We start from the raw sequence: 22,468 nt of genomic DNA on the forward strand, positions 1-22,468 counted from the left end.
TCAAGGCATATTACGATGATGGCATTAGGCGGTGCCATTGGGGCAGGTTTATTTAAAGGAAGCAGTTCAGCAATTGATATGGCAGGCCCATCCGTACTAATTGCTTACTTGATAGGGGGCATCATCCTATTATTCATCATGCAAGGTTTAGCTGAAATGGCGGTCCGTAATACCGGTGCAAGAACATTCAGGGATCTTGTCCAATCTATTTTAGGAGAGTATCCTGCCTATTTCCTTGATTGGATCTATTGGAAAATGTGGGTATTGAACATCACGGCCGAATCAGTCGTTGCGGCTATTTTCATTCAATATTGGCTGCCTAAATATCCAATCTGGATACTGGCATTAGCTGTTTCTGTTTTAGTTACAGCAATCAACTTGCTATCAGTAAAGGTTTTTGCTGAAACGGAGTACTGGCTTGCTTTAATTAAAATTACCGTCATCATTGTGTTCATCATGGCGGGATTATTGTTGCTGCTCGTGACGTTTGGTGATCATACAGCAGTCGGTTTCTCTAATTTGACTGACTATGGCGGTTTCTTTCCGAATGGATCAACAGGTTTAATCACTGCGATGCTGGTGGTAATTTATTCATATGGCGGTACAGAAATTATCGGGGTCACATTGGCAGAAACGAAAAATCCTGAAAAAGTGGTTCCAAAAGCCGTTCGCAGTACATTGGTCAGGATCATTTCTTTCTATATCATTCCATTTTTCATCATCGTTAGTTTAATTCCTTGGAACGAAGTAAACGGGGTGCCTGAAAGTCCGTTTGTGATGGTCTTTCAAATGATAGGGATTCCAGGTGCTGACCATATTATGAACGCCGTTGTTCTAATAGCAATTATTTCATCGATGAACTCTGGATTGTATGGTTCATCCCGCGTTCTGTATACACAAGCCGTGGACGGTCGCATTCCGAAAATCTTTTCAAGTTTATCCAAGAAGAAAGTTCCTGTTTATGCAATATTAATGTGTACTTCCACTTTATTTGGTGGTGTACTGGTTTCCTTATTTGCTGGAAGCAAGACCTTCGATTTCCTGATGGGATCGCTGGGATATACCGTATTATTCATCTGGTTGATCATTGCCTTCGCCCATTTGAAATCACGTAAACAACAGCCCGGAAAAACTAGTGCCTATTCAGTTAAATGGTTCCCGTATACGACTTGGGCTGCGATTATCGCTTTAATTACGATCCTGATCGGAATCATTTTCACGACATCCATCATCGTAACGATCATTACACTTTGCATTTACATCTTTATTACCTTAACGTATGTATGGAAAAGACGCATTAACAAAATCTAGCAGAAGTGATAATTAATAAACTAACTGGTGCTTGAGTTTAACGAAGAGTTGCGGCAGCAGCTCCTATTCTTATTGTGCTAACGAAGCAGTTTAGTTGAAGAAGAAAAGAAGGAATGTTATAACAGTTAATGGAATTTTAATACAGTATTTAAGTTATACAACTTACACAAAGAGCAAGTTTGGGGGAGGTAAAGAAATGCTGAGGAAAAAATCATTAATAGGAGTTTTTTTCCTCAGCAGTATGGTTTTATCAACTGGTTGTAATAGTTCAAAAATAACCGAAGAACAAGCAATAACAACTGTTAAAACAGTGGAAGACGACGATTATGGTAAAATTAAAATTATTTCTGTAACTCATAAGAATGGAGATTATGTAGTCAAGTGGGAACGAAAGAGTAATTGTGAAAGTGGAACCGATTACGTCAGTGATATAAGTGGTAAGTTGACTCACGGTATATATAGAATATGTTAAATATTAATTATTCAATGGCGAGTTCAGTATCAATCTTGTTAAACTAACTGGGTGCTTTAGTTGAAGAAAGCCATTAATTGGACCTAAACAGGTCCTTTTTATTAACAAAACGTTAGTTCGTATATAATGAAAATCGAAGAGGTGATTGAATGTTCATACGGGACCTCGGTAAAATTAATGGCAACCTGCGTCTTTTTTACATTTAGCATTCGATATGCAACGTTTGTTTTCCTTACGTAGATCCAATTTCTCATCAACTTCGTGCAGCAGTAAAGCCTTGCGAGTTTATTCGGGGGGCATTCGAGGATGTGGTTGGAGTAGGTGGACCTAAGAGAATAAGATGAATAGTTTTATCCTCTTTTCTTAAAAAGCTTTGTAAAAAGGTCACGAAAAAAGTTCTTTTTAGGTGTTTCGACTAGATTTTCAACAGTGTGCTGATGATGTTTGGTGAAAAAATTCCAAATGATTTCTGTTGCATTTGGCCCTAATGGGTCGGTATATGAACCATTTGAGCTCCCGCCAGACCATGCGTGCCCCATTTGATCGATCATCCATAGTTCCATTAAAAGTTCACCGCCCCCATCACCGTATACATGTTTAGTACAACTTTTTCCATTGATAAGGTCTGATTTGACCTGGTAAGGTGTAATATCAGCTCTTCCTGTACCACCTTCTACAAGAAAATTAGTTTGTGCCCACTGTATGATAACCTGTTGTCCATTAATGGGATGTACAACTGTATCGCAGATACCATGGAAAACAATAACAGGCATTTTCTTCTTGAACTTTCCCATTTCCTGAAAGGCGCTGTTACCACATGCATAGGGGTCCGAAACGCCATTTTGCATGCTTTCTTTAGCAGCCTTAGCCATTGGATCGGTTAGAAAAAATACATTCGCAGCATCATAGGGAAGTCCCGCACATACTCCGATACCGCTAAATATATCTGGATAGGTAACTCCAAGAATGCAAGCAAGTGCCGCACCTGCAGATAAGCCAACTGCGTACACCTTACTTGAATCAATGCGGTATGTACCTTTAATCTGATTAATAATCGCATTAATTAACTTGGGATGTCCCTCTCCACGGTGCTGGTTTTTATCCAAAAACCAGTTCCAGCAGCCAAAAGGGTTATAAGCAGCCGGATTCGAAGGATTAAACAGGTGATTCATGTCAGGATAGAGTACGAGAAAGTTTTCTTTTTCAGCAAGCTCGTTCATATTTGTTCCAGCAGCAAAATCATCCGGATCTTGTTCACATCCATGAAGCATCACCATCAAAGGAGTATCTTTTTCCGCTTGATATTCGCTCGGAACATAAAGTTTGTACCTAAAATCCTTATATGAAAAATTTAGAAATTCCCCCAACTTTATCAACCCTCCTTAACTTAAACTAAATGTTTCCATTATACTTCTACATGTTCCTATTTTTATCGAAAGAAGCATTCCATTCAATATTTGATGAAATAACATGCTGCTCAACCTCCTACTATGTATTTTAAGAGACGAAAGAGGAAAGTAAATCCTTCTATTTTCCTTTAGCCGATATGTCTAAAGTAGTAATATTGGATTATTGTATAAATATTTAGAAGAAGATTGGCATGAAATTCTATTAGAAATAATGACTAACTTTTTTCAAAAAAGATACGTTTTTGATTCAAAAACCTTCCTTTTCCATTCTTCGAGAACCGAAGGAAAGAATATGTGAACTTTGTGTCGGCGAAATGAAAATGAGTTATTGGACAAAACGAACATAATACCACTAGAAGAGAAGGTGCTTATTGAACTAACAGGTGCTTTACTTCAATAAGGAGTAAGGCTTTTTTCTTGTTCAACGAAAGGGGCAGGTTAGTTGAAGAAAGAATGGTAAAATAAAATCTAATAATATTATTTTTACTTGGTGGTGTTTAACATAGATAAATTGAAAATATATGAAGAATTGAAAACCTTAAAGGAAAGTCTATATAACCCTTTTCCATACAAGGATACTGATAAAATACAAGAGGATTTCTATAAGGAACTTTCTGAGGAGGATTGTCTGACAGGCGATTTAAACACATTTTGGATGAATATTGCAGGAAGCCTAATCTATGTATTGAGAGGAAATTCAAAAAGAATTCCCCAAGGACAAATAGAATGGCTTCATTTTTCTTTCTTTGATATATTTCATCAATATCGCTTTTTAGAAGAAAAAATGGCTGATTATCCAACATTTTATGAAGAGTATAGGTATAATGAAAAAGCACGAAAATTATTATTAGATTATTTATCTTTTAACTAATCCTTAGTCAGCTAACGGGTGCTTGAATTGAAGATGGTGGTCACTGCGGAGAACTTTTTGCTTGTTGTGTTATCAAATACAATTAGCTAAAAAATACTAGGAGGTTTATGCTGTGAGCATCTTATTTAGTATGAATTAGCTCTCTCCTTGTAACCACCAATAAATAAACAAGCATAGTCCTTCTATAATCCATAATGCAGGAAATACATTTAACATTGCAGATTTCAGGTGTTGTCCATCCCGAAGAAATCTCTTTGAAGCTAACACTGTTAATATTACTGTCACAACAAAACAAGGGTAAGAAAGGAAAAGTATCCATCTGAAAATTTCCTTTTCTGAACCAGGGGCATCAAAAATCATCCCCATCATAATACCAGGTATAAATCCTATTACAATCAAAATTCCAAATATCGATTGAGTTGTATTTATTAGTTTTTCTACCCTTGTATCCACCAAACCCACTCCTATATTCACCCTGTAAATTTACATCAATATTACCATAGACTCCAACTCTTTAGTCCTAAGTACCTTAACAAAATTAAAGTATTTTGTTAGTTGGTTAACACATTCATTTTATTTACTTTCTTCAAGGCTTTTCAATAATGTATCGGCAAAATCAAAAGCTTCTGTATGTCCCAATTGTGGCTATGTAGCTCTTTACATTGATGAATTTAAAGAATTTAAACAGTAAATATGTTTTATAATCTAAAGTAGCCACTGCTTCAATAACGAAGGATATTATTGAAGTAACGGGGTGCTGATAAGAAAGCCGATTAAGGAGAAAATAGAGAGTGTGATTGAGGTAACGGGTCCGTTAGATGAACATGAGGAGGACCGTCAGGAGACGGTCTTTTTATTTACTATTATTGTTCGCTCTAATGTGCATTTCCACTGAATAACTAGCTAATTTAATACGCTTGTGTTGATTAGTCCTCATTTGTATCTAAATAAGGTTTGCCGCCAGCGTAACTAGAGTGAGTTGATGGATCCTCACTTGTTGTGTCTAAATAAGGATTATTAATCTGAATTGAAGTATTCTTACTTGTATCTAAATATGGAAGTCCTCCATCATAATTATCAGTTTTTCTTGGTAGTTTATGAATTTGTTCTCGCATAAAAATTCACCTCCGTTATTATATGTTGTGTGGTTGTGGTGATAAATATCAGGAAGTTTGGAGGGAATTAGAAAAAACAGGTTAGTTGTAATGGGAGGGTGGTTTTAGAGGTGAAAACTTCGGTACCATGTAATGGGTAATACATATAATAACTACAGTTAATCTACTAAATTTAGACGAGGAGAAAATTTTATGCTTACCGAAGCCGATGCATTTAGAGTAGGCAATATATTAACTGTAAGACTCATTGGTCAATTCCCCACACCATGTGATGAGGTAAGAGAACTCGTAAATTACCCGGCTAATGGAATTGGTTCTGCTCGAGTTTTTCTTAGAGAAGGCAGAAAACCCGGAATGGAAAATATGTACTGCACCCAGGGATTGGGGGGAATATGGAATATAAATTCATTGATACGTGACAAATATTCTAAGACTGTTGAGATTTTTATAAATGACCATTTTGTGAGGGAAATTCGAGTCATAGAAATCTCATCAGAAGGATGGCATAACATCCATTGAATGAAGCTTTATCAATAATTGAAATTGAAGAAAAACACTTTTAATTTAAATGGGATTAATAATATACACCACGGGGGATTCCGCCTCCTATGGTGTATTTTTTATTTGACTCGCTTTACCATATCCAAAATGTCAATAACTATCATAGCCGCTTGAAAGGCTGGATGGACAGGTTTAATGGCGTGGCAACTAAATACCATGAACATTATTTGAGTTGGCTTCAATTCCTGGGCGTGATTCGTTTCCGTAATGATTCTGCAACAATAAGCAAAATGGTTATTGAGAGTTGTCTGTTATCCACCAATGCCACTTATGAGAGGTTAAGAATATCGACATTTAAGTTATAATGCCTTTTCCTTGCTTGATTAACGGAATAGCTTACTTGAACAAGATTCTTAAGTATTACGAACTGATTGTATAATTTTTATGATATATTAATTAACTTTTTTCTCTTTTATTCATCCTTCTCTTCAATTTTTATTCAGTAGATGAACCCTCAACTGGCGTATAAATGCTACACCAAAAATCTGTATTACTATGAACTTGTAAAGAAGATAAATTAAATAGCATTTTTCCTGCCTTGGAATGCCTAAATTCAATTAAAACTTCTGGTGCCATACTTACCTGATTTTCTTGCCATAAAGACTCAAACTCTGGATTAAGATTAGTCATTTCTTCGAGAAATTGAGTGTACCATTCATCTCCCATATATTGGCCATAATAAACCCGAAAGATGGATAGAAAACCTTTCACAAAATGCTCCCAATTGACAGTTAAAGCCCTCAACTCTTTCCTAGTAAACACTAAGCGGATTTTTCTTCGGGGCAAATCTTTTTGACCCGAAAGAACTGTTAGAAGGCACTGGGAAACGTATGCGTCACATCAAAGTAAGGACAGTGGTGGAAGCAGGGACTGATGAATTGGCAGAATTGATCCGACTGACCTGGGCCGATGCAGACACCGACTGTTGCCAGCCTGAATCCAAAAGCTAGGGGCACATACTGATGGCCGATTGTGAAGAAATGTACTTAAACTATCTGACAGATTAGTTTAAGAAGGATTTTAAATCCCCTTGGAGAATTTTTAGATTATCCTATTTAAAGAGAAGTGATTTTTAGTTGAAATATGAGCAAAAGGATTTCACTGAAGAACTAAAGATAAAGATAAAAAATACTGATTCGGCAATAAAAAAACATATCGAAAAATTGTTAAATGAGAATAAAACTGTTTTTTTAAGAAGAACTTACAATTTGATGCTGATTTCAATAAAGATGGCGATGACCCTTTTAAGCCTGGGTATAGTTCCTCAGTTGCAATAGGTATTTCTGATATACCTGACAAAAATGGTGAACTTATTGACTTACATATTATTAAAATATGGGAATGTGAACGCACCCTCTTAGGTATGCCAATTTCAAAACACATACCAGGAAGCAAGATTATCGGTGAACTACTTGATGAAACATTAGAAGAAATTAAAGAGGAATTAAAGGAATATATTGAGGAAGTATTAGTTGATGCAAATTAGAGTTCTTCTTCAACAAACAGGGGCAAGAGCTGCAGAATAGCAAGGTAAATCTATATCACTTGATCTAGTTATTTCGAGGGAAGGAGAAGTTATCAATGGGAATGACATACGAAGATTGTAAAAAAGTTATTAGAAATATGGAAGAAAGACTGGATTACCACAAGATGTTAGCCAGGTACACTAAACAAACAGTAAAGTTAAAAAAACATCAAGCTGACATAAAATACTGGGAAGAAGCTATAAAGCAAGTAAAAGAGGACTTTGGCTCTGTTTACGATAATAGATAAAACAGCAGAACGGTCTTTAACTCTCGGGGGCGACGCTTCAATAACGAAGGATAACTTTTTCTTATTGAAGTAACAGAGCAAGTTAGTTGAATAAGAAATGATATAATTTGGTATTAATTTGTATAATGAGTATCAGTTTTAAGGAGGTACAAAATGAATCAAATACATAAAAAGTCTGATACTTTAATCATTGTAATAACGAAATTTATGGAATAAACCAACATATGCAGAGTTTTTGCGATTTATTATCGAATCAGAGTTTTAATGTCATTTGTCAAAATTTATTAGAACGAGAGATACCTTTTGATTATTCACAAGAGGAAGATGCTTATCGTAATTTTATGGAGAACGTAGGATTCGCTAATGCTTTGCATAAAATAAAAAATATATTATCAGATGTTAAAGATGAATACGAAAAAATATTTATTATTGGCTTTAGTGAAGGGACGACTATTGCTTGGTTATATAGTGACCAAGATTGTATCGATGGAATAGTCGGATACTATGGTTCACGTATTAGGAATTACGTGGAAAATAACACCACAATGTCCTACAATACTATTCTTTCCGCAAGAAGAACAATCATTTAATGTGGATGAGTTAATTTTAGATTTAGAAAAAATGAATATCGAAATGCATAAATTTAAAGGAAAACACGGATTCAGTGACCCATACTCTCCACAATATAATGAAAAATCAGCAGAAAAAGCATTTAGTGAAATGGTGGGAAAATATGGGGGTAAATATGAATAAAAATCTAATGTCATTTTCTATTATCTTTTTGGGGTTATGTATAGTCTTAGGATCTTGGTTAATATCACAGTCTTTAAAGCTACCAAATAAAGAGGAAATAATAAAACAGGATGATAAATTCAGATATGAGTTAGTTTCACCAAATGAAAGCAACATTATATTATTTGATAAGCAGAGTGGAGACTACTGGAGAAAGTTTATTGAAAGCAGCGGGGGACCAACAAATTGGGAAAAACAACAATCACCTGTCTCACCGTAAGAAACTTAAAACAAACTATTGCTAACGGAGACATTTGTTTAAGATCAGAGCTGTCATTTGCGGCAGTCTTTTCTAGTTCAACGAAAGTGGCAGGTTCGTTAAAGTGCGTTTCACACAAAGTTATAGAAAAAGCCGATTATCCTACTAACAAAAGGGAAATCGGTTTTTTTTAGTCATCAATATTTAATTAAAAGATCTCGTCGAACAAGATTAATTATGACCAACAATTGGGTGTGGTACATATGGTTCTTCTAGGAACGCCATTTCTTCAGGTGTTAATTTAACAGATAGAGCACCTACTGCATCTTCGAGATGAGTGATTTTCGTAGCACCGATAATAGGAGATGTTACTGGTTCTTTCTGAAGCAACCAAGCTAGTGCGATATGAATACGTGGAACACCATGTTTTTCTGCAAGCGATGCAACTCTCTCTACAACGTATCGGTCCGCATCAGCAGTCGCATCATATTTAGATTTTAGAATGAAATCTGTTTCAGAGCGTTGAGTTGTTTCCGACCAATCACGTGTTAATTTTCCTGATGCAAGTGGGCTATATGGAGTCACACCGATTTTTTCTTCTTTACAAAGAGGAAGCATCTCTCTCTCTTCTTCACGGTATATGAGGTTGTAATGATTTTGCATCGATACAAAGCGAGTCCAACCATTTTTTTCAGCTACATGTAATGCCTTTTGGAATTGCCATGCATACATGGCAGAGGCACCAATATATCTTGCCTTCCCAGCTTTCACCACATCATGCAATGCCTCCATCGTCTCTTCAATAGGGGTATTGTAGTCCCAACGGTGGATAATATAAAGGTCTACATAATCTGTTCCTAGTCTCTTCAGACTCTTATCAATTTCACTCATGATGGCTTTTCGAGAAAGACCCGCACCGTTTGGACCTTCATGCATTCGCCCATGTAGCTTTGTTGCAATTACAACTTCATCACGATTAGCATAATCCTTTAAAGCTCGTCCAAGAAATTCCTCGCTGGTTCCCATTGAATATACATTTGCCGTATCAAAGAAATTGATCCCAAGATCAAGTGCTTTTTTAATAATAGAGCGACTTTGCTCTTCATTAAGTACCCATTGATGAATCCATTTTTCTGCTTCACCAAAACTCATACAACCAAGACAAAATCTAGATACATCCAATCCTGTATTACCTAGTTTCACATATTCCATCTATTTATTCCTCACTTTCATTTATTAGCACATTTCGATTTTACTTTGTTATTACACTTTTAATTATGTCACATATATTAAACAAACCCTAAACCCATTCGTATCAAGTTTTTGCCTAATCCTATCAAATCACTTTCTCACTTAACGAATATCTAGTAAAATGAAACCATCTAAGTTGAGGGAATAGGAGAATAAGATATGTCTGAGGAAATCGACAAGCAGCATGAACTAGGCAAACTTATTGAGCGTTATACAGGTCAGGATGGTGTTCATCCTACCTCTATTCCATCATTATTTCTCATTTATGAATCCATTATCACCGAACCTATCTCTAGAGTTAACGAACCGTCCTTTTGCATTATCGTCCAAGGAGAGAAGGAGGTATGGTTGGGAGAGGAATGCTTTAGGTATGGCTCTGGTAATTACATTGTTGCATCTGTTGACTTGCCAGTAACGGGTCAAGTTATCAAAGCATCATCCGATTCTCCATATTTAGCACTTAAACTTGAATTTACATCGAGCGAAATCTTAGAGGTTTTAAGTGACACGGATATTCAATCTGGACAGAGGAAAAATGTGAAACGAGCGATGTTTATTAGTGAAGTAGAGCCTTCTTTGTTGGATGCGGTTATCAGATTAGCTTGTTTGCTAGACAATCCAAAACATATTCCAATACTTGCTCCATTATTTAAGAAGGAAATACTTTATTGGGTTCTACAAGGTCCGAACGGGGAAGCACTGGAGCAAATGGCGATAGAAGGTAGCAATGCCATCCGAATTAGAAATGTAATCGAACATATCATTCATAACTATGAAAAGTCTTTTCGAATAGAGGATTTAGCAGAAATAGCGAATATGAGTGCGGCTTCGCTTCATCGGCATTTTAAAGAGGTGACTGCTATGAGCCCAATTCAGTTCCAAAAACAATTAAGATTACAGGAAGCTAGGCGTTTGTTATTAGCTGAGTCATCAGATGTATCTGATGTTGCATTCAGGGTGGGCTACGAAAGTCAATCGCAATTCAGTCGAGAGTATTCACGCATGTTCGGCTTTTCACCTAGAGCGGATATAAACAGACTGAGAAAAAACTATGTTTAAACTAATAAAGTGTATGAATAATCAGCTCAATGAAGTTGAAACCCTCTGAATGATACCTAGACGTATTTTATTGATAAAAATACAGATTGTGAAGGATCGTACTTAAAAAATTGAAATGATGATGCTAATCTTTCTAATGTTCTTTTTTTGAACAATCATTGCAATCAATAAAGACGAAGACAAAGAGACTTATTGTTGTTAATACAGCAATTAATTTATCCAAGGGACACAACTTCGAGTTCTTATTCTGATACTGGCTTAGGCCATAGCCCTCCTAAAAGGGATAGAGGAAGCACAATAATCCTAAAATAAGTAAAAAAATAAGTAGTAGGGATAGTACCAGCGAAGCTGTCACCACCCGTAATAAGGAATACCAAGTTAATTTCAAAAGTTTATCGCTTCTTTTAGGCTTTATCACAGGGTTCTTGCTCTAATGCGTAACATAGCGAACAAATGACTGTTTTCCCGTTATCTGTGCCAGGGTGCCCAACAAGCTAACACCGCTAAAACTTAGAGTTGAACCTTTTATCGGACGTTTGAAGACTTAGGGCTTTTTTCTTTGTATTTTTTTCGTATAAGAGCGGCAAACAACAGAAAAAGCGGAATCATGATTTCTATCAAGGGAACATAAAAAGCCCCAGTCGTAGAAAAATAGTGACCCATATATTGAAGATTGGGAGTTACCCATATACTGCATATAACTTGAAGGAAACCAAATGGAAGAACAATCGATTTGTAATCTGACAAATCCAGCCACTGGGCTGTCCCAAGTACAAGGGCGTAATAAAAAAACGAAAACTTAACAAACACACCGGCTATCCAAACTGCCATGATAATCGCTTCAACATGCTCAAAAAAATCAGCTAGGCTGATATACCTGACTATATTCATCACTGGATATAACTCTTGCTGAGTAACCCCGCCAAGTACAAGGACTGAAGCTAAATTTGTAACCACCATGGTCAGGATGATAGCCATAACAGAAATCGTCCCCCATTTCCCCACTTTTTCTCGATCTGTCAAAAACGGTAGCAAAAAAGATAGGTAAAGAAGATCGCCAAACCATGCCACAATAAAAAAAGCTCCTTTTAAAGAAGGTATAAACCCATTACCCATGATCGGAAGTATGTTTCGTGGTTCCATATCAGGCAAAAGCATCAAACTCACCATCAGAAGAGGAATAGTAAACAGTGGAAGAAAAACCAATGCTGCGCGCGCCAGCACTTCCACACCGCCTCGTACAGCGAAGGCACAGACTAGAACCATACCGGCAATCACCACTATGATCGGAGTTTTAAAAAGTCCGGTAGTGATGATGAACTCGGCATACTCACGTAGAATGAGACTGTTATTGTGAAGGAAAAAAAACAAAAAGAAAATCCCGAGTGTTTTCCCGCCAAATCGCCCCATAATACGCTCACTATATTGAATGATATTTTCTCCTGGATAAAGCTTGTGCAATTGGAGGACAACAAACACCATCAACAAACCGATGGGACAGTTCCATATCGGAGATATCCAGAGATCCTGCTTGGCATATGTTGCTGTAATGGATGGAACAGTAACAATGCCTGTAGCCAGGATGGACGGATAGATCATAGCACCCATCTGAAAAGCAGATATTTTCCCTTTTTCGATCATTCTTTTTTAACCTCATTAATTAATTTTTTATTAGTATCTCCTTAAAATATTAGGAAAAACATTTTAACGTTCGATAATTATCATTATGATAAATTATTAATTGATTAAATGGTATTTACTCTCATAGTGGCCCCTCAATCCACGAATCGTTTCCGTATCCCCTTATATACAGGATTTTTTCTTATCAAGTTAAACCCTTTTGTACACAAAGGAATTTGTAATGCGAAATTTCTGTTAGGAATGACATGTATGTTAACTGAACATGTACACATTATTCATAAGTTTTATTACGGCTAGACAGGGATGCGTTCGTATATGGAATATCATGTTGAAACCTTTCTTTTCCGAGTAAGGGCGATAATGAATAATACTGACGGAATGGTAAATTCAATGGTTATATTAAAGGGAATAGCTGTTGTCCCTAAAAAACGAGAAAATTCTTGCAGATTCGGAGCTACCCAAATGCTATATAGTGTAATGTAAATCCCGAGCGGAAAGACAAGTGGGCGATAGTTGCTAAGTCCAAGCCATTGGGAAGTGCCAATTACAAGTACATAATAATACATGGATATTTTAACAAATGCCCCAGCAACCCATATAGCGATAACAATAGCTTCTACATGTTCAAAAAAAGTAGCCATACTAATGTATCTAACAATGGAAAAGACCGGATAAGTATAACTGGTTATGGACCCTCCCAATATGAGGATGGTAGCGATATTGAGAGCTAACAAGGTTAGCATAACACCAAATACAGAAATGACTCCACATTTCATTCCTTTATCTGGATTAATTAAAAACGGGAGAAGCATTGCGAGAATCTCATAGTGGTTAAACCAGTTTGCAAGGGGGAGTGCTCCCCTAAAGACAGGTTTCATTCCATCTTCCATTAGGGGAAACATATTCTTGATTTCTATATTAGGAAGAAGCAGGAGGATTACAATCACCCAAAGTATCATTACGATAGGGATGAATATCTGTGCAGATCTTGCGATGACTTCTATACCGCCTCGTACGGCGAGAGCGCAAACAAAAATCATACTGCATATCACAACAATCAGGGGGGTTTTTGGCATAAAGCTTCCTATGATAAATTCACCGTATTGTCTTATGTTTAAACCATCGGCAAATATAAAATAGCATAGAAAAAGGAAACCGACTATTTTCCCGAATAACCTGCCAATAATTTGTTCACTGTATTGGATGATGGTTTTCCCAGGGTATCGCTCGTGTAATTTAGATACAATATATACGAGAATAAAACCGGTAACTGAAGCGATCATCGTTGAAATCCACAAATCGCGTCCGGCATATGTAGCTACCATTCTGGGTACTAGTAAATCTCCAGTTGCTACGACTACTGGATACATCATAATTGCCATTTGAAGTGCTGAAATCTTACCTTTCTCTAACACACTCTTTCACCTCAATTATTTGTCCTTCCTTAACGGTTCGTATATTAATTAAAATACCCTTTAAAATGATCGCTATTCTATTACTTTAGGTAACATCTAATTATGTAAAATAGGCAGGCAAAGAAAATATGTTATTTTTATTCAGTAATCGGGCGCAATCGCAGCAAGAATTGTGCCCTTTCTTTAGGTTAAGGGCCATTATATTGAATAAGAGGTTGCATAAAATCCTACTTTTTTATGCAGTCACCAGGATTCTTAGAAACCGAAAACGTTGATGTATCAATTATGTATAAAAAACTGTATAAACGATAAAAAACGAACAAACGCCAATCCCTTGATATTATGGGTTTGGCGTTTTTTCTAACTTTATATAGTGTCATGTTATGTTAACTTAATATGTATAGGGGATATATTCGTATTATACCGGTCTTCAGTACAAATGGCTTATAATCTTTTACGTCTAGGCACTGAGCTGCCCCAAGTACGAGCACATAATAAATGGCTGAAATTTTTAGAAATATTCCTGTAACCCATATAGCCATTACAATCGATTCAAGATGCTCAAAAAATTGGCCGAGACTGATATACCTAGCAACATTCATTACTGGATATATCTGTCCTTTAATAACACCATCCAGTACAAAAATCGTAATTAAATTTGTAAACACCATCGTTAGCACAACCGTTACAATAGAAATTATGCCCCATTTCCGTCCCTTTTCTGGATTCGTCAAAAATGGAAGAAAAAAACTAATATATAAAAAGTCACCCAGCCATGATTGAACTGCAATCGCACCTTTTAATGATGGTAAAATACCATTGCCCATAATTGGAAGTATATTTTGGACTTTCATATCAGGTAAAAGAAGAAATCCCATTATCAGGAAGGGAAAAACAAATAATGGAAAAAAAGTTTGTGTCACACGTGCTAATACTTCTAGTCCTCCGTATGCTACAGACGCGCTGACTAAAACCAGACTAGCTATTACCACTAGTATAGGAGTCTTGGGAAAGAAGTTTGCAATAAACTCAGCATACTGACGTAGGACAATCCCATTTAAAAAAAGATGGAAAAACAAAAAAATAATTGCAAGGATTTTTGCAGCAAACTTTCCCATTATATGCTCACTATACTGGACAATATTTTGCTTTGGATAAAAAATATGCAACTTCCAGAGAATACTCACTACTAGAAACCCAATGATTGAAGCCCATATTGGTGATATCCAAAGATCTTGTTTTGCTTCTTTTCCGGCAACTGCTGGAAGAGACAAAATAGCTGTGGCTAATACTATAACATATAGTATCATACCCATCTGAAGAGCTGAGATTTTCCCATTTTCGATCAATATCTATTTATTCCCCTTTTTCCCCTTTATTTTCCAATTGGTCTTATGTTTATTTTTCCTCTTCCGTATAATTGTAATAAGTAGGGGCAACATTGGTATGAATATAAAAATAAATGTTATATAAAAAGGAGTAATGGTTCATAAATAATGCCCCATAAAATCGGTTTTTTTGTCTAAATTTGATTATGTAAGGAAATCAGTGTTTCATCTTCCAAAAAAGTAAGCCGAATAGCATAAATTTTAAGCCATACCAGTATGTATCCTAATATAAATCTGCTAACAAGGCTATTCCTCTAACGATATATAGTACTCCATAAATACGAAATATCTTTTTAAAAATTTTACGCAATTGTTACCGGTTCTCGCTTTTCATTTAATTTCTCCTTTAAATATTTAAAAACAGGAAAATTTTCACTTTTGTATTTTTTACCAAATAATGTTTTTTATACACTTCCCTACTTACAAGCTGAATCCCTCAGGGATATTTTGCTGTAACTACCGATAACACTTGATTTTGTGAACAAAAACGCTCTCCAGTTAAGCCCAGTACCAGTGTTGCTACGATGAGGGGCAAAGTAAGAAATAGAATAGCCAAACTCTAAGTGATTTTAGATGTATGACAAAGGGTTTGAATTAATATTGATACATAATAATTATGTGACAGTATTTGTGTAGCACTGTATCTGGTGTATTGTGGCGATAAATATAGTGCAAATTGGCACTGTATCTAAACAGATCATTTTTGTTACGGTAATTGTTTAAAAAAGACTGCTTTACAAAAAGTAGCGATAAACTTTTGATATTAACTTTTTCATGATAATAAAGATAAAAACCCCAGTCATTCTATTCCACAATCGGGCGCGATTGTTGAACAACAAAGGTAGAAAATGATCAAACTTTTTTATAAAACCCAAAATTCAAGCATGGATAAAGGTTAGTGATGAGTAGGAAAAGATTGAAAAAACACATTCCGATAAACCTGCAGAAAAGTATCCTTTTGATAAAGATTTCCGCGAAGTAATCAGCGAACTAATCGAGTGGAAAAGACAAATAAATAAGTAAGGATATAGGTGTCTCAAGAAGTTTATTTGAGACACCCTTATTTTTTGATGGATTTTGGAGTTTTACTAAAAACCTTTATGCCTTTTTTAGGTAACCCTAGTAAATGACTGTCTTTATTCTTTTTTATCTTAAGGCTTATTAGTAATGGAAACTCAATAACATGGCGTCTGTCAATGGTAAGCGGACCGAAGGGAGCATTAGGAGTTGACAGACTCACTACACCAAGACCCTATTGTTGTATCAAATCACTCGTTTTGCGCTTTCTGTCGATTTCTATTCCGTAAGACAGCGATAAGTAGCAAGAACGTTGGGATGACCATTTCGATTGTCATATTATAAAAAGGTACGATTCTAAAAAAATGGACCAATTCCAACAAGCTAGGGATGGACCAAAAACTAAACAGTATCAATAGAAAACCAAGTGGTAATATGACCGGTCGACAATTAGAAAGATTCAACCATTGGGTTGTACCTAGAACAAGTGCATAATAATATACTGAGATTTTGATAAACGTACCTGACACCCAAATCGCCACGATAACTGGATCTATTTGTTCAAATAAATCAGCGATGCTAATATAACGAACAGCGAACATCACAGGATAGAGATAGTTAGCAGTATTTCTTCCAAAGACGAAAAATGTGGTCATATTGAGCAAAACTAAAGTGATCATGATACCAAATATAGAGATGATTCCCCATTTCATCCCTTTTTCTTGATCAGTTACAAAGGGAAGTATAAAAGAAATTAGAATGAAATGGGTGAACCACCCCATTGGGGTAATCGCCCCTATAATGGGAGGGGTAATTCCCTTCTCCAAAATAGGAAGAATATTCTTCGGGTCCATGTCCGGAATAAGTAGAATTACTATTACTCCCCAAAGTAAAACCACAATCGGTACAAAGAATTGGGAAGCCCTCCCCAATACTTCTATACCACCACATACGGCAAAGGCACAGACGAGAATCATGGTTGAGATAACTACGCTAATCGGGGTTCGGGGAAGAAAGCTACCTACAATGAACTCCCCATACTGCCTAATTATTAGGCCATTCACGTGCAGAAAAAAGGATAAGTAAATAATCCCGAGAATTTTACCAGGAATCCGGCCAATAATGTGTTTGCTATATTGGATAATGGTTTGTTTCGGATACAGTCTGTGTAATTGATAAGCAATAAACAAGGTAAATAATCCCATGAGGGAAGCGATTATCGGTGAGATCCATAAATCGTTCTTGGCAAATTTTGCGGTAATCCCTGGGAGTAAGAGATCAGCTGTTCCCACTACTACCGGATACATCATTATTCCCATCTGAAAGGATGAAATCTTTCCTTTTTCCAACATCTTTTACCCCTTATTACTTTTTTATTAGTATATCCATATCATGTAAATATTTAGCCGATCTTAACGATCTCTTTAAAATAACGACCTACAATTAGGAGTAGTACCAGTGTCACATCAATCAAGGGCAAAGTATGACCTGATATTCTTGTTTATCTGTGCACAAATATAGCTATTTTTTGAAATCATTATGTTTTAATACGTTTTAAAAGTTGGTGTGAATTTAATAAACGTTTATATATGTTTTCAATCATATTTGCAAACTTGATATTTCGCAGTTTCATAGATGTGTTCTTTCTTCCCTTATAAGGTATACCTTCAACGTTATGTTGAAAAGGTTGAAGAATTTCCAATTAGATAGGATAGATTTTCTAGATACATCGCAAGATAAAGATAAGTTTCACCACGATTTTCCATACAACCTTGAACAAAAGGAAGGCGCTGTCCATGTTCTTTCGAAAAAATCGAAAAAGGTTCCATCAGCAAAAACAACTCAATACGCAACAACAGGTTACCGGGCAGCAAGTTTTGCTATCTTCCGATCTGGATGAAAACTTACAGGTTCTTCAATCCATGTATCAGGATTGCATGGATGTAGTTTTTCGGACATTTTTGATTGGTGGACAAACAAGAGCCGTCCTAATATATATAGAGGGTTTATCTAATCTTGAAGAGCTTGATGATAATGTACTTGCCCCACTTGCATCAGAAACAGAAGGCAGGGTTCGCAGTCCGCGTGAATTGTTAGAGAAAAAGATACATATTTCAAAAATGAAAGAAGTTAAGACGTTCGCAGAGTGTATAGAGTATATCTCAATCGGGTTCCCCGTACTTTTAGTACATCAAGCAATGACCGGACTTGCTTTGGGTTTGTGCAAATGGGAAAAGCGATCGATTGAGGAACCGACGGCAGAGAGTGTCGTGCGGGGGCCGCGGGAAGGTTTTGTGGAAACATTGCAAGTCAATACCTCCCTGCTCCGACGAAAGATCAAAAGTCCTGATTTCAAAATGAAATCGATGAAAATCGGGCGCTATACTGATACTCTTGTTGTAATTGCTTATATTAAAGGACTTGCTGATCAAAACTTGATCGAGGAGGTCGAAAACCGGTTGCAGCGGATTGACATAGACAGTGTATTGGAAAGTGGCTATATCGAGGAACTGATTGAAGACAATGCCTATTCACCTTTTCCTCAACTCATCAATTCAGAGAGGCCGGATGTAGCAGCTGCTAATCTCCTGGAGGGGCGTGTAGTGATCTTGGTAGACGGTACACCCTTTGTCTTAATTGCTCCGATTAGTTTTTTTTCCTTGCTTCAGTCGGCGGAAGACTATTATCAACGTTACATGATTAGTTCAGCCATCCGATTGTTGCGCTTTGTGTTTATGGTTTTTTCTATTCTTTTGCCTTCTCTCTATGTAGCGATACTAACCTACCATATGGAGATGGTGCCGACATCCTTGCTGATTAGTGTAGCATCTTCACGGGAATCTGTGCCTTTTCCGGCGCTGGTGGAAGCATTAATGATGGAAATAACCTTTGAAGCGCTGCGTGAAGCAGGGGTTCGGCTTCCGAAACAGGTCGGGGCGGCCGTTAGTATTGTCGGCGCTTTAGTCATCGGGCAAGCGGCCGTTCAAGCTGGTCTGGTTTCCGCTCCGATGGTCATTGTTGTTGCGATTACAGGCGTTTCCTCCTTTATGGTCCCGCACTATACGCAAGGGATTGCGTTAAGAATGCTGCGCTTTCCTATAATTTTTCTTGCTGGATCCCTGGGTTTGCTTGGGATTATGCTTGGGGTGATTGCCATCGTCGTCCACTTATGTGGGTTGCGTTCGTTTGGGGTTCCATACCTTTCACCAATCGCTCCGATGCAGAGTGGTGAATTGAAAGATGCCTTGATTCGAGCACCATGGTGGAAGATGAATAAACGACCACATTTAACTGGTGAATTCAATCCATATCGACAGGCCCCCGGGCAAAAACCGAATCCGGGCAAAGGAGACGAATCGTAGAGTAAAGATTTAACGAGAAGGATGTGAGTAAGGATGAAACTCTTTCGGTCTCAAAACATTACAAAGTTGTACCTCGTTCTTCTCTTGTTATCGGTTAGTTTCCTGCTTACCGGTTGCTGGGACAGAAGAGAAGTGAATGATACGGCGCTGGTATTAGGGGCTGCTATTGACAAAGAAAAAGGGAAAAACATCAGGCTTACCCTTCAAATTTTGATTCCCCGGGCTGTGAGCAGCGGGCAGCAGGGAGGAGGGGGAGGCGGAGGAGGTCCTCAGGTCTTGGTGAGATCGGCAATTGGTGAAAATATGGCAGATGCTGCGTCAAAGCTCCAGACAAAATTTCCACGCAAAATCTTCTGGGGGCATTGTAAATCGTACATTATCGGGGAGAAGATCGCGAAAGCAGGAGGTGTTCATGAGCAAATTGACTTTTTACTTCGCCACCCAGAACCTCGGGAACGTGCTTATTTGTATGTTAGTGTCGGGAAAGCAGCAAATATTCTAGAATTACAGCCACCTTTAGAGCTATACGTAGGAGACGCGCTCCGAAAGCTTGCTGAGAAAGGTATTGGTGCGAGTATTACCGTGAAAGATTTTGAACAGATGTTAACAGGTGATACAGGGGCGGCTCTCCTGCCATTGATTAAAAAGTTACCGCCATTGACTGGAAATAAACAAGAAACGATTGCTAATATAATCGGGACTGCTATTTTTAAGAAAGATAAAATGGTCGGTCAAATTGATATCAGTGTAACCAGAGGACTGTTGTGGTTACGCAATGAAGTCGAAGTGACTGCGGTGACGGTAAAACCCAAAAAAGGAGAATCTATATCGTTAGATCCCATTCGTGAAAAGACGAAGCTCATCCCTACCATAAAGAATGGAAAGTGGAAGATCCTAGCCAAGGTCAAATCGGAAGGTACGATTGTGCAAAATGGAAGCCATCTTGACATTATGAGCCCCATCATTACGAAAAGGGTAGAAAAGGAGTTAGAAAAAGACATCAAACAACGATTAAACTTATCCCTGAAACAAGTGAAGAAAGAGATGAATATAGATGCGTTCGGTTTTGGAGATGCGTTTCACCGTAAATACCCTAAAGAATGGGAGAAAGTCAAAGATCATTGGGATAAGATTCTTCCGCAGGTAGACGTAAAAATAGCTATTAAAACGCGTATACGCCGACCTGGTTTGAGTACCACACCGGCGGGTGTTCCGGAAAATGAGGTAGAAAAGAAATGATATGGACTGTGTTAGCAATAACAGTAGTTGTGGTTCTTATCACATTATATGAATGGCCAAAAATAAATCAAAATCAGAAAAAGGAGAAAGCGGCCTTTGTAACCTTAACGGCCATGGGGTGGATGCTTTCCATTCTCCTTCTGTACTTTCCGGACATGCCAGGTCCTACACAGATGATTGAAAAACTTTTCAAACCGCTTGGTAAATTGCTTGAGAAATAGTAGAATCATGGGAAATTAGTCAATAGAAGGAGACAAAAAAATGATGGAGAAAGGAAAAATTTCTGCATTTCAGATGGCACTTATGATATTACCTCCGATAATATCAACCAGTATTCTCGCTGTTCCTGCTGTTACGGGCAGCTATGCGCATCGTGATATGTGGATTTCTCCAATTTTGGCGTCCCTAAACGGATTTTTTACAGCATTTATTGTATATCAGTTACATAAAATCTATCCTAAGGAGACTATCATTCAATACAGTCAGCATATTGTGGGGCGGATTCTAGGAAAATTACTTGGATTGATCATTTTGTTCTTTTTCTTGTACATATCTGGTACGATCTGTAGGGAATATGCGGTTTTTGTTATTGCTTCCTTTTATCCTAAAACCCCGATGATCGTAGTCATTGGAAGTATGGCTCTTGTTTCTGCTTTCGCTGTTCGAGGTGGTGTAGAAGTGTTGGGAAGAGCCGCTCAACTGTTCGTTCCGATCTTTTTGTTCCCACTGTTATTGTTGTTTCTACTCATACCTAACTTTAAACCAGAGAATATGTTTCCGATCCTGGAGCGCGGTATCATGCCTCCAGTCATGGGAGCAGCTCAACCGATGGTTTGGTTCGCTGAAGTCTTTCTGATGTCTATACTGCTTCCTTTTTTGACAGATCGTGAGAACGGGTTGAAATGGAGTATGATCTCGGTGGTTGTCGCTATGTTAACTATGGTTTATCTCGATATAGTTAGCCTTTTCGTGTTGGGAGAATCAGCAACCAATTATACATATCCAGTATTTATTGTTTTCCGAGACATTAGTGTTGCTACCTTTTTTGAACACCTTGAGTCCATCGTGATGGTTGTTTGGGTGCTGGGGGTTTTCGTCAAATTTTCAGTGTTTTATTATGCGCTTGTTCTAGGAACTGCCCAATGGTTAGATCTATCTAACTACCGACCCATTGTATTTCCACTTGGTTTTTTGATAATTTTATTCGGTATATGGGAATATCCCAACTTTCAGGAACTGACCAGATTTGTTAGAACTATCGCTCCCTTTTATGAAACACCTATTATGACGTTAATTCCGATGTTGCTATTACTTATTATAATTGTAAAGAAAAAGATCAGTAAATTGAAAAACAAATCAAACACTATAAATGATTAATGTACATTTGAAAATCATTCGGTCCTGATGTAAGCCACAGAACTACCGATAAACCTTTCTTATAGATTGTGAAGGAATGTATTTAAAGTAACTGCCAGGTGGAACTGCGAATGAGCGAGTATTCGGGAGAAAATCGTATTAAATTGAGGGAGGTAAATATATACACAGTTACTGACCCCACCAACATTGGTGGGGGTTTTCTTTGTCCTAATATCT

21 protein-coding genes and 3 pseudogenes are annotated in these 22,468 nt (G+C 37.2%); 15 read left to right on the top strand and 9 right to left on the bottom strand.

Features of this window, described 5'->3' with window-relative positions; all coding sequences use genetic code 11:
* Both BR30_RS0109715 and BR30_RS0109720 read left to right on the top strand, forming a co-directional pair.
* A partial coding sequence (locus tag BR30_RS0109715; protein WP_026564867.1) for an amino acid permease occupies positions 1–1,311 on the top strand: 1,311 nt, incomplete at its 5' end.
* A gap of 94 nt (positions 1,312–1,405) precedes the next feature.
* Complete coding sequence (locus BR30_RS0109720) at positions 1,406–1,783, top strand: hypothetical protein (protein WP_155928522.1); 378 nt, start codon at positions 1,406–1,408, stop codon at positions 1,781–1,783.
* Between the two features lie 350 nt (positions 1,784–2,133).
* On the opposite strand, the gene BR30_RS32975 is transcribed toward BR30_RS0109720, so the two are convergent.
* A complete protein-coding gene (locus BR30_RS32975; RefSeq protein WP_051633543.1) occupies positions 2,134–3,150 on the bottom strand; it encodes an extracellular catalytic domain type 1 short-chain-length polyhydroxyalkanoate depolymerase in 1,017 nt (338 codons plus the stop codon).
* A 553-nt stretch (positions 3,151–3,703) separates the two neighbouring features.
* Between BR30_RS32975 and BR30_RS0109730 the strand changes: the two genes are divergently transcribed.
* Positions 3,704–4,063 carry a YxiJ family protein gene (locus BR30_RS0109730; RefSeq protein WP_231507667.1) on the top strand — a complete coding sequence of 120 codons (360 nt, stop codon included), beginning with the start codon at positions 3,704–3,706 and terminating at the stop codon, positions 4,061–4,063.
* A 135-nt stretch (positions 4,064–4,198) separates the two neighbouring features.
* Here BR30_RS0109730 and BR30_RS0109735 read toward each other — a convergent pair whose 3' ends face one another.
* The gene (locus tag BR30_RS0109735; RefSeq protein WP_026564870.1) at positions 4,199–4,516 is read right to left on the bottom strand and encodes a hypothetical protein; all 318 of its coding nucleotides are present in this window, start codon (positions 4,514–4,516) and stop codon (positions 4,199–4,201) included.
* Between the two features lie 301 nt (positions 4,517–4,817).
* Between BR30_RS0109735 and BR30_RS37755 the strand changes: the two genes are divergently transcribed.
* On the top strand, positions 4,818–4,958 hold the full coding sequence (locus tag BR30_RS37755) for a hypothetical protein (protein ID WP_155928524.1): 141 nt from the start codon (positions 4,818–4,820) through the stop codon (positions 4,956–4,958).
* 31 nt (positions 4,959–4,989) lie between these two features.
* Here BR30_RS37755 and BR30_RS0109745 read toward each other — a convergent pair whose 3' ends face one another.
* On the bottom strand, positions 4,990–5,178 hold the full coding sequence (locus BR30_RS0109745) for a hypothetical protein (RefSeq protein ID WP_026564871.1): 189 nt from the start codon (positions 5,176–5,178) through the stop codon (positions 4,990–4,992).
* A 192-nt stretch (positions 5,179–5,370) separates the two neighbouring features.
* Here BR30_RS0109745 and BR30_RS0109750 point away from each other — a divergent pair, with 192 nt between their 5' ends.
* Together BR30_RS0109750 and BR30_RS35765 are read left to right on the top strand one after the other, a co-directional pair.
* The gene (locus BR30_RS0109750) at positions 5,371–5,697 is read left to right on the top strand and encodes a hypothetical protein (RefSeq protein WP_026564872.1); all 327 of its coding nucleotides are present in this window, start codon (positions 5,371–5,373) and stop codon (positions 5,695–5,697) included.
* 113 nt (positions 5,698–5,810) lie between these two features.
* Positions 5,811–6,044, top strand: a pseudogene (locus tag BR30_RS35765) (IS1595 family transposase); the annotation flags it as partial.
* 130 nt (positions 6,045–6,174) lie between these two features.
* On the opposite strand, the pseudogene BR30_RS32980 reads toward BR30_RS35765, so the two are convergent.
* A pseudogene (locus BR30_RS32980) lies at positions 6,175–6,540 on the bottom strand (MmyB family transcriptional regulator); the annotation flags it as partial.
* Positions 6,541–7,102: 562 nt separating this feature from the next.
* On the opposite strand from BR30_RS32980, the gene BR30_RS38400 reads away from it, so the two are divergent.
* From BR30_RS38400 to BR30_RS0109780, 4 genes and pseudogenes are all read left to right on the top strand, one after another.
* A complete protein-coding gene (locus BR30_RS38400) occupies positions 7,103–7,225 on the top strand; it encodes a hypothetical protein (protein WP_269320606.1) in 123 nt (40 codons plus the stop codon).
* Positions 7,226–7,320: 95 nt separating this feature from the next.
* Positions 7,321–7,512 (top strand): hypothetical protein, encoded by a 192-nt coding sequence (locus BR30_RS0109770; RefSeq protein WP_026564875.1) that lies wholly within the window; start codon positions 7,321–7,323, stop codon positions 7,510–7,512.
* 153 nt (positions 7,513–7,665) lie between these two features.
* Positions 7,666–8,265: pseudogene (locus BR30_RS32990) on the top strand (dienelactone hydrolase family protein).
* Positions 8,258–8,524 carry a hypothetical protein gene (locus tag BR30_RS0109780; RefSeq protein ID WP_035445323.1) on the top strand — a complete coding sequence of 89 codons (267 nt, stop codon included), beginning with the start codon at positions 8,258–8,260 and terminating at the stop codon, positions 8,522–8,524. The pseudogene BR30_RS32990 and the gene BR30_RS0109780 overlap by 8 nt, the downstream one beginning before the upstream one ends.
* Positions 8,525–8,734: 210 nt before the next feature.
* On the opposite strand, the gene BR30_RS0109785 is transcribed toward BR30_RS0109780, so the two are convergent.
* Positions 8,735–9,715, bottom strand: a complete 981-nt coding sequence (locus BR30_RS0109785) for an aldo/keto reductase (RefSeq protein ID WP_026564877.1) — start codon at positions 9,713–9,715, stop codon at positions 8,735–8,737.
* A 198-nt stretch (positions 9,716–9,913) separates the two neighbouring features.
* On the opposite strand from BR30_RS0109785, the gene BR30_RS0109790 reads away from it, so the two are divergent.
* On the top strand, positions 9,914–10,813 hold the full coding sequence (locus BR30_RS0109790; RefSeq protein WP_026564878.1) for an AraC family transcriptional regulator: 900 nt from the start codon (positions 9,914–9,916) through the stop codon (positions 10,811–10,813).
* Between the two features lie 525 nt (positions 10,814–11,338).
* Here the strand turns inward: BR30_RS0109790 and BR30_RS0109795 are convergent.
* The 4 genes from BR30_RS0109795 to BR30_RS0109810 form a co-directional block, all read right to left on the bottom strand.
* Positions 11,339–12,454: a GerAB/ArcD/ProY family transporter gene (locus tag BR30_RS0109795; protein ID WP_026564879.1), complete on the bottom strand. Its 1,116-nt coding sequence runs from the start codon at positions 12,452–12,454 to the stop codon at positions 11,339–11,341.
* Between the two features lie 323 nt (positions 12,455–12,777).
* Positions 12,778–13,869, bottom strand: coding sequence for a GerAB/ArcD/ProY family transporter (locus tag BR30_RS0109800; protein WP_026564880.1), 1,092 nt, complete (start codon positions 13,867–13,869; stop codon positions 12,778–12,780).
* Positions 13,870–14,255: 386 nt separating this feature from the next.
* Positions 14,256–15,218 (bottom strand): GerAB/ArcD/ProY family transporter, encoded by a 963-nt coding sequence (locus BR30_RS32995; RefSeq protein WP_051633544.1) that lies wholly within the window; start codon positions 15,216–15,218, stop codon positions 14,256–14,258.
* Between the two features lie 1,307 nt (positions 15,219–16,525).
* Positions 16,526–17,626, bottom strand: coding sequence for a GerAB/ArcD/ProY family transporter (locus BR30_RS0109810; protein WP_197032313.1), 1,101 nt, complete (start codon positions 17,624–17,626; stop codon positions 16,526–16,528).
* A 444-nt stretch (positions 17,627–18,070) separates the two neighbouring features.
* Between BR30_RS0109810 and BR30_RS0109815 the strand changes: the two genes are divergently transcribed.
* From BR30_RS0109815 to BR30_RS0109830, 4 genes are read left to right on the top strand one after another with little or no spacing between them, the layout of a single operon-like run.
* A complete protein-coding gene (locus BR30_RS0109815) occupies positions 18,071–19,636 on the top strand; it encodes a spore germination protein (protein WP_035445325.1) in 1,566 nt (521 codons plus the stop codon).
* A gap of 33 nt (positions 19,637–19,669) precedes the next feature.
* On the top strand, positions 19,670–20,875 hold the full coding sequence (locus tag BR30_RS0109820; protein ID WP_026564883.1) for a Ger(x)C family spore germination protein: 1,206 nt from the start codon (positions 19,670–19,672) through the stop codon (positions 20,873–20,875).
* Entirely contained in the window at positions 20,872–21,096 is a 225-nt protein-coding gene (locus BR30_RS0109825; RefSeq protein WP_026564884.1) for a hypothetical protein, read from the top strand. Before BR30_RS0109820 ends, BR30_RS0109825 begins: the two co-directional genes overlap by 4 nt.
* Before the next feature lie 40 nt (positions 21,097–21,136).
* Positions 21,137–22,252 carry a GerAB/ArcD/ProY family transporter gene (locus BR30_RS0109830; protein ID WP_026564885.1) on the top strand — a complete coding sequence of 372 codons (1,116 nt, stop codon included), beginning with the start codon at positions 21,137–21,139 and terminating at the stop codon, positions 22,250–22,252.
* Positions 22,253–22,468: the final 216 nt, after the last annotated feature.

The sequence above is a fragment of the Bacillus sp. UNC41MFS5 genome (genome assembly GCF_000686805.1).

Coding starts and splice junctions, on each gene's coding strand:
- BR30_RS0109745 (WP_026564871.1), bottom strand. CDS start 5,178: ATGCGAGAACAAATTCATAAACTACCAAGAAAAACTGATAATTATGAT.
- BR30_RS0109750 (WP_026564872.1), top strand. CDS start 5,371: ATGCTTACCGAAGCCGATGCATTTAGAGTAGGCAATATATTAACTGTA.
- BR30_RS38400 (WP_269320606.1), top strand. CDS start 7,103: ATGCCAATTTCAAAACACATACCAGGAAGCAAGATTATCGGTGAACTA.
- BR30_RS0109770 (WP_026564875.1), top strand. CDS start 7,321: ATGGGAATGACATACGAAGATTGTAAAAAAGTTATTAGAAATATGGAA.
- BR30_RS0109780 (WP_035445323.1), top strand. CDS start 8,258: ATGAATAAAAATCTAATGTCATTTTCTATTATCTTTTTGGGGTTATGT.
- BR30_RS0109785 (WP_026564877.1), bottom strand. CDS start 9,715: ATGGAATATGTGAAACTAGGTAATACAGGATTGGATGTATCTAGATTT.
- BR30_RS0109790 (WP_026564878.1), top strand. CDS start 9,914: ATGTCTGAGGAAATCGACAAGCAGCATGAACTAGGCAAACTTATTGAG.
- BR30_RS0109795 (WP_026564879.1), bottom strand. CDS start 12,454: ATGATCGAAAAAGGGAAAATATCTGCTTTTCAGATGGGTGCTATGATC.
- BR30_RS0109810 (WP_197032313.1), bottom strand. CDS start 17,626: ATGTTGGAAAAAGGAAAGATTTCATCCTTTCAGATGGGAATAATGATG.
- BR30_RS0109815 (WP_035445325.1), top strand. CDS start 18,071: ATGTTCTTTCGAAAAAATCGAAAAAGGTTCCATCAGCAAAAACAACTC.
- BR30_RS0109820 (WP_026564883.1), top strand. CDS start 19,670: ATGAAACTCTTTCGGTCTCAAAACATTACAAAGTTGTACCTCGTTCTT.
- BR30_RS0109825 (WP_026564884.1), top strand. CDS start 20,872: ATGATATGGACTGTGTTAGCAATAACAGTAGTTGTGGTTCTTATCACA.
- BR30_RS0109830 (WP_026564885.1), top strand. CDS start 21,137: ATGATGGAGAAAGGAAAAATTTCTGCATTTCAGATGGCACTTATGATA.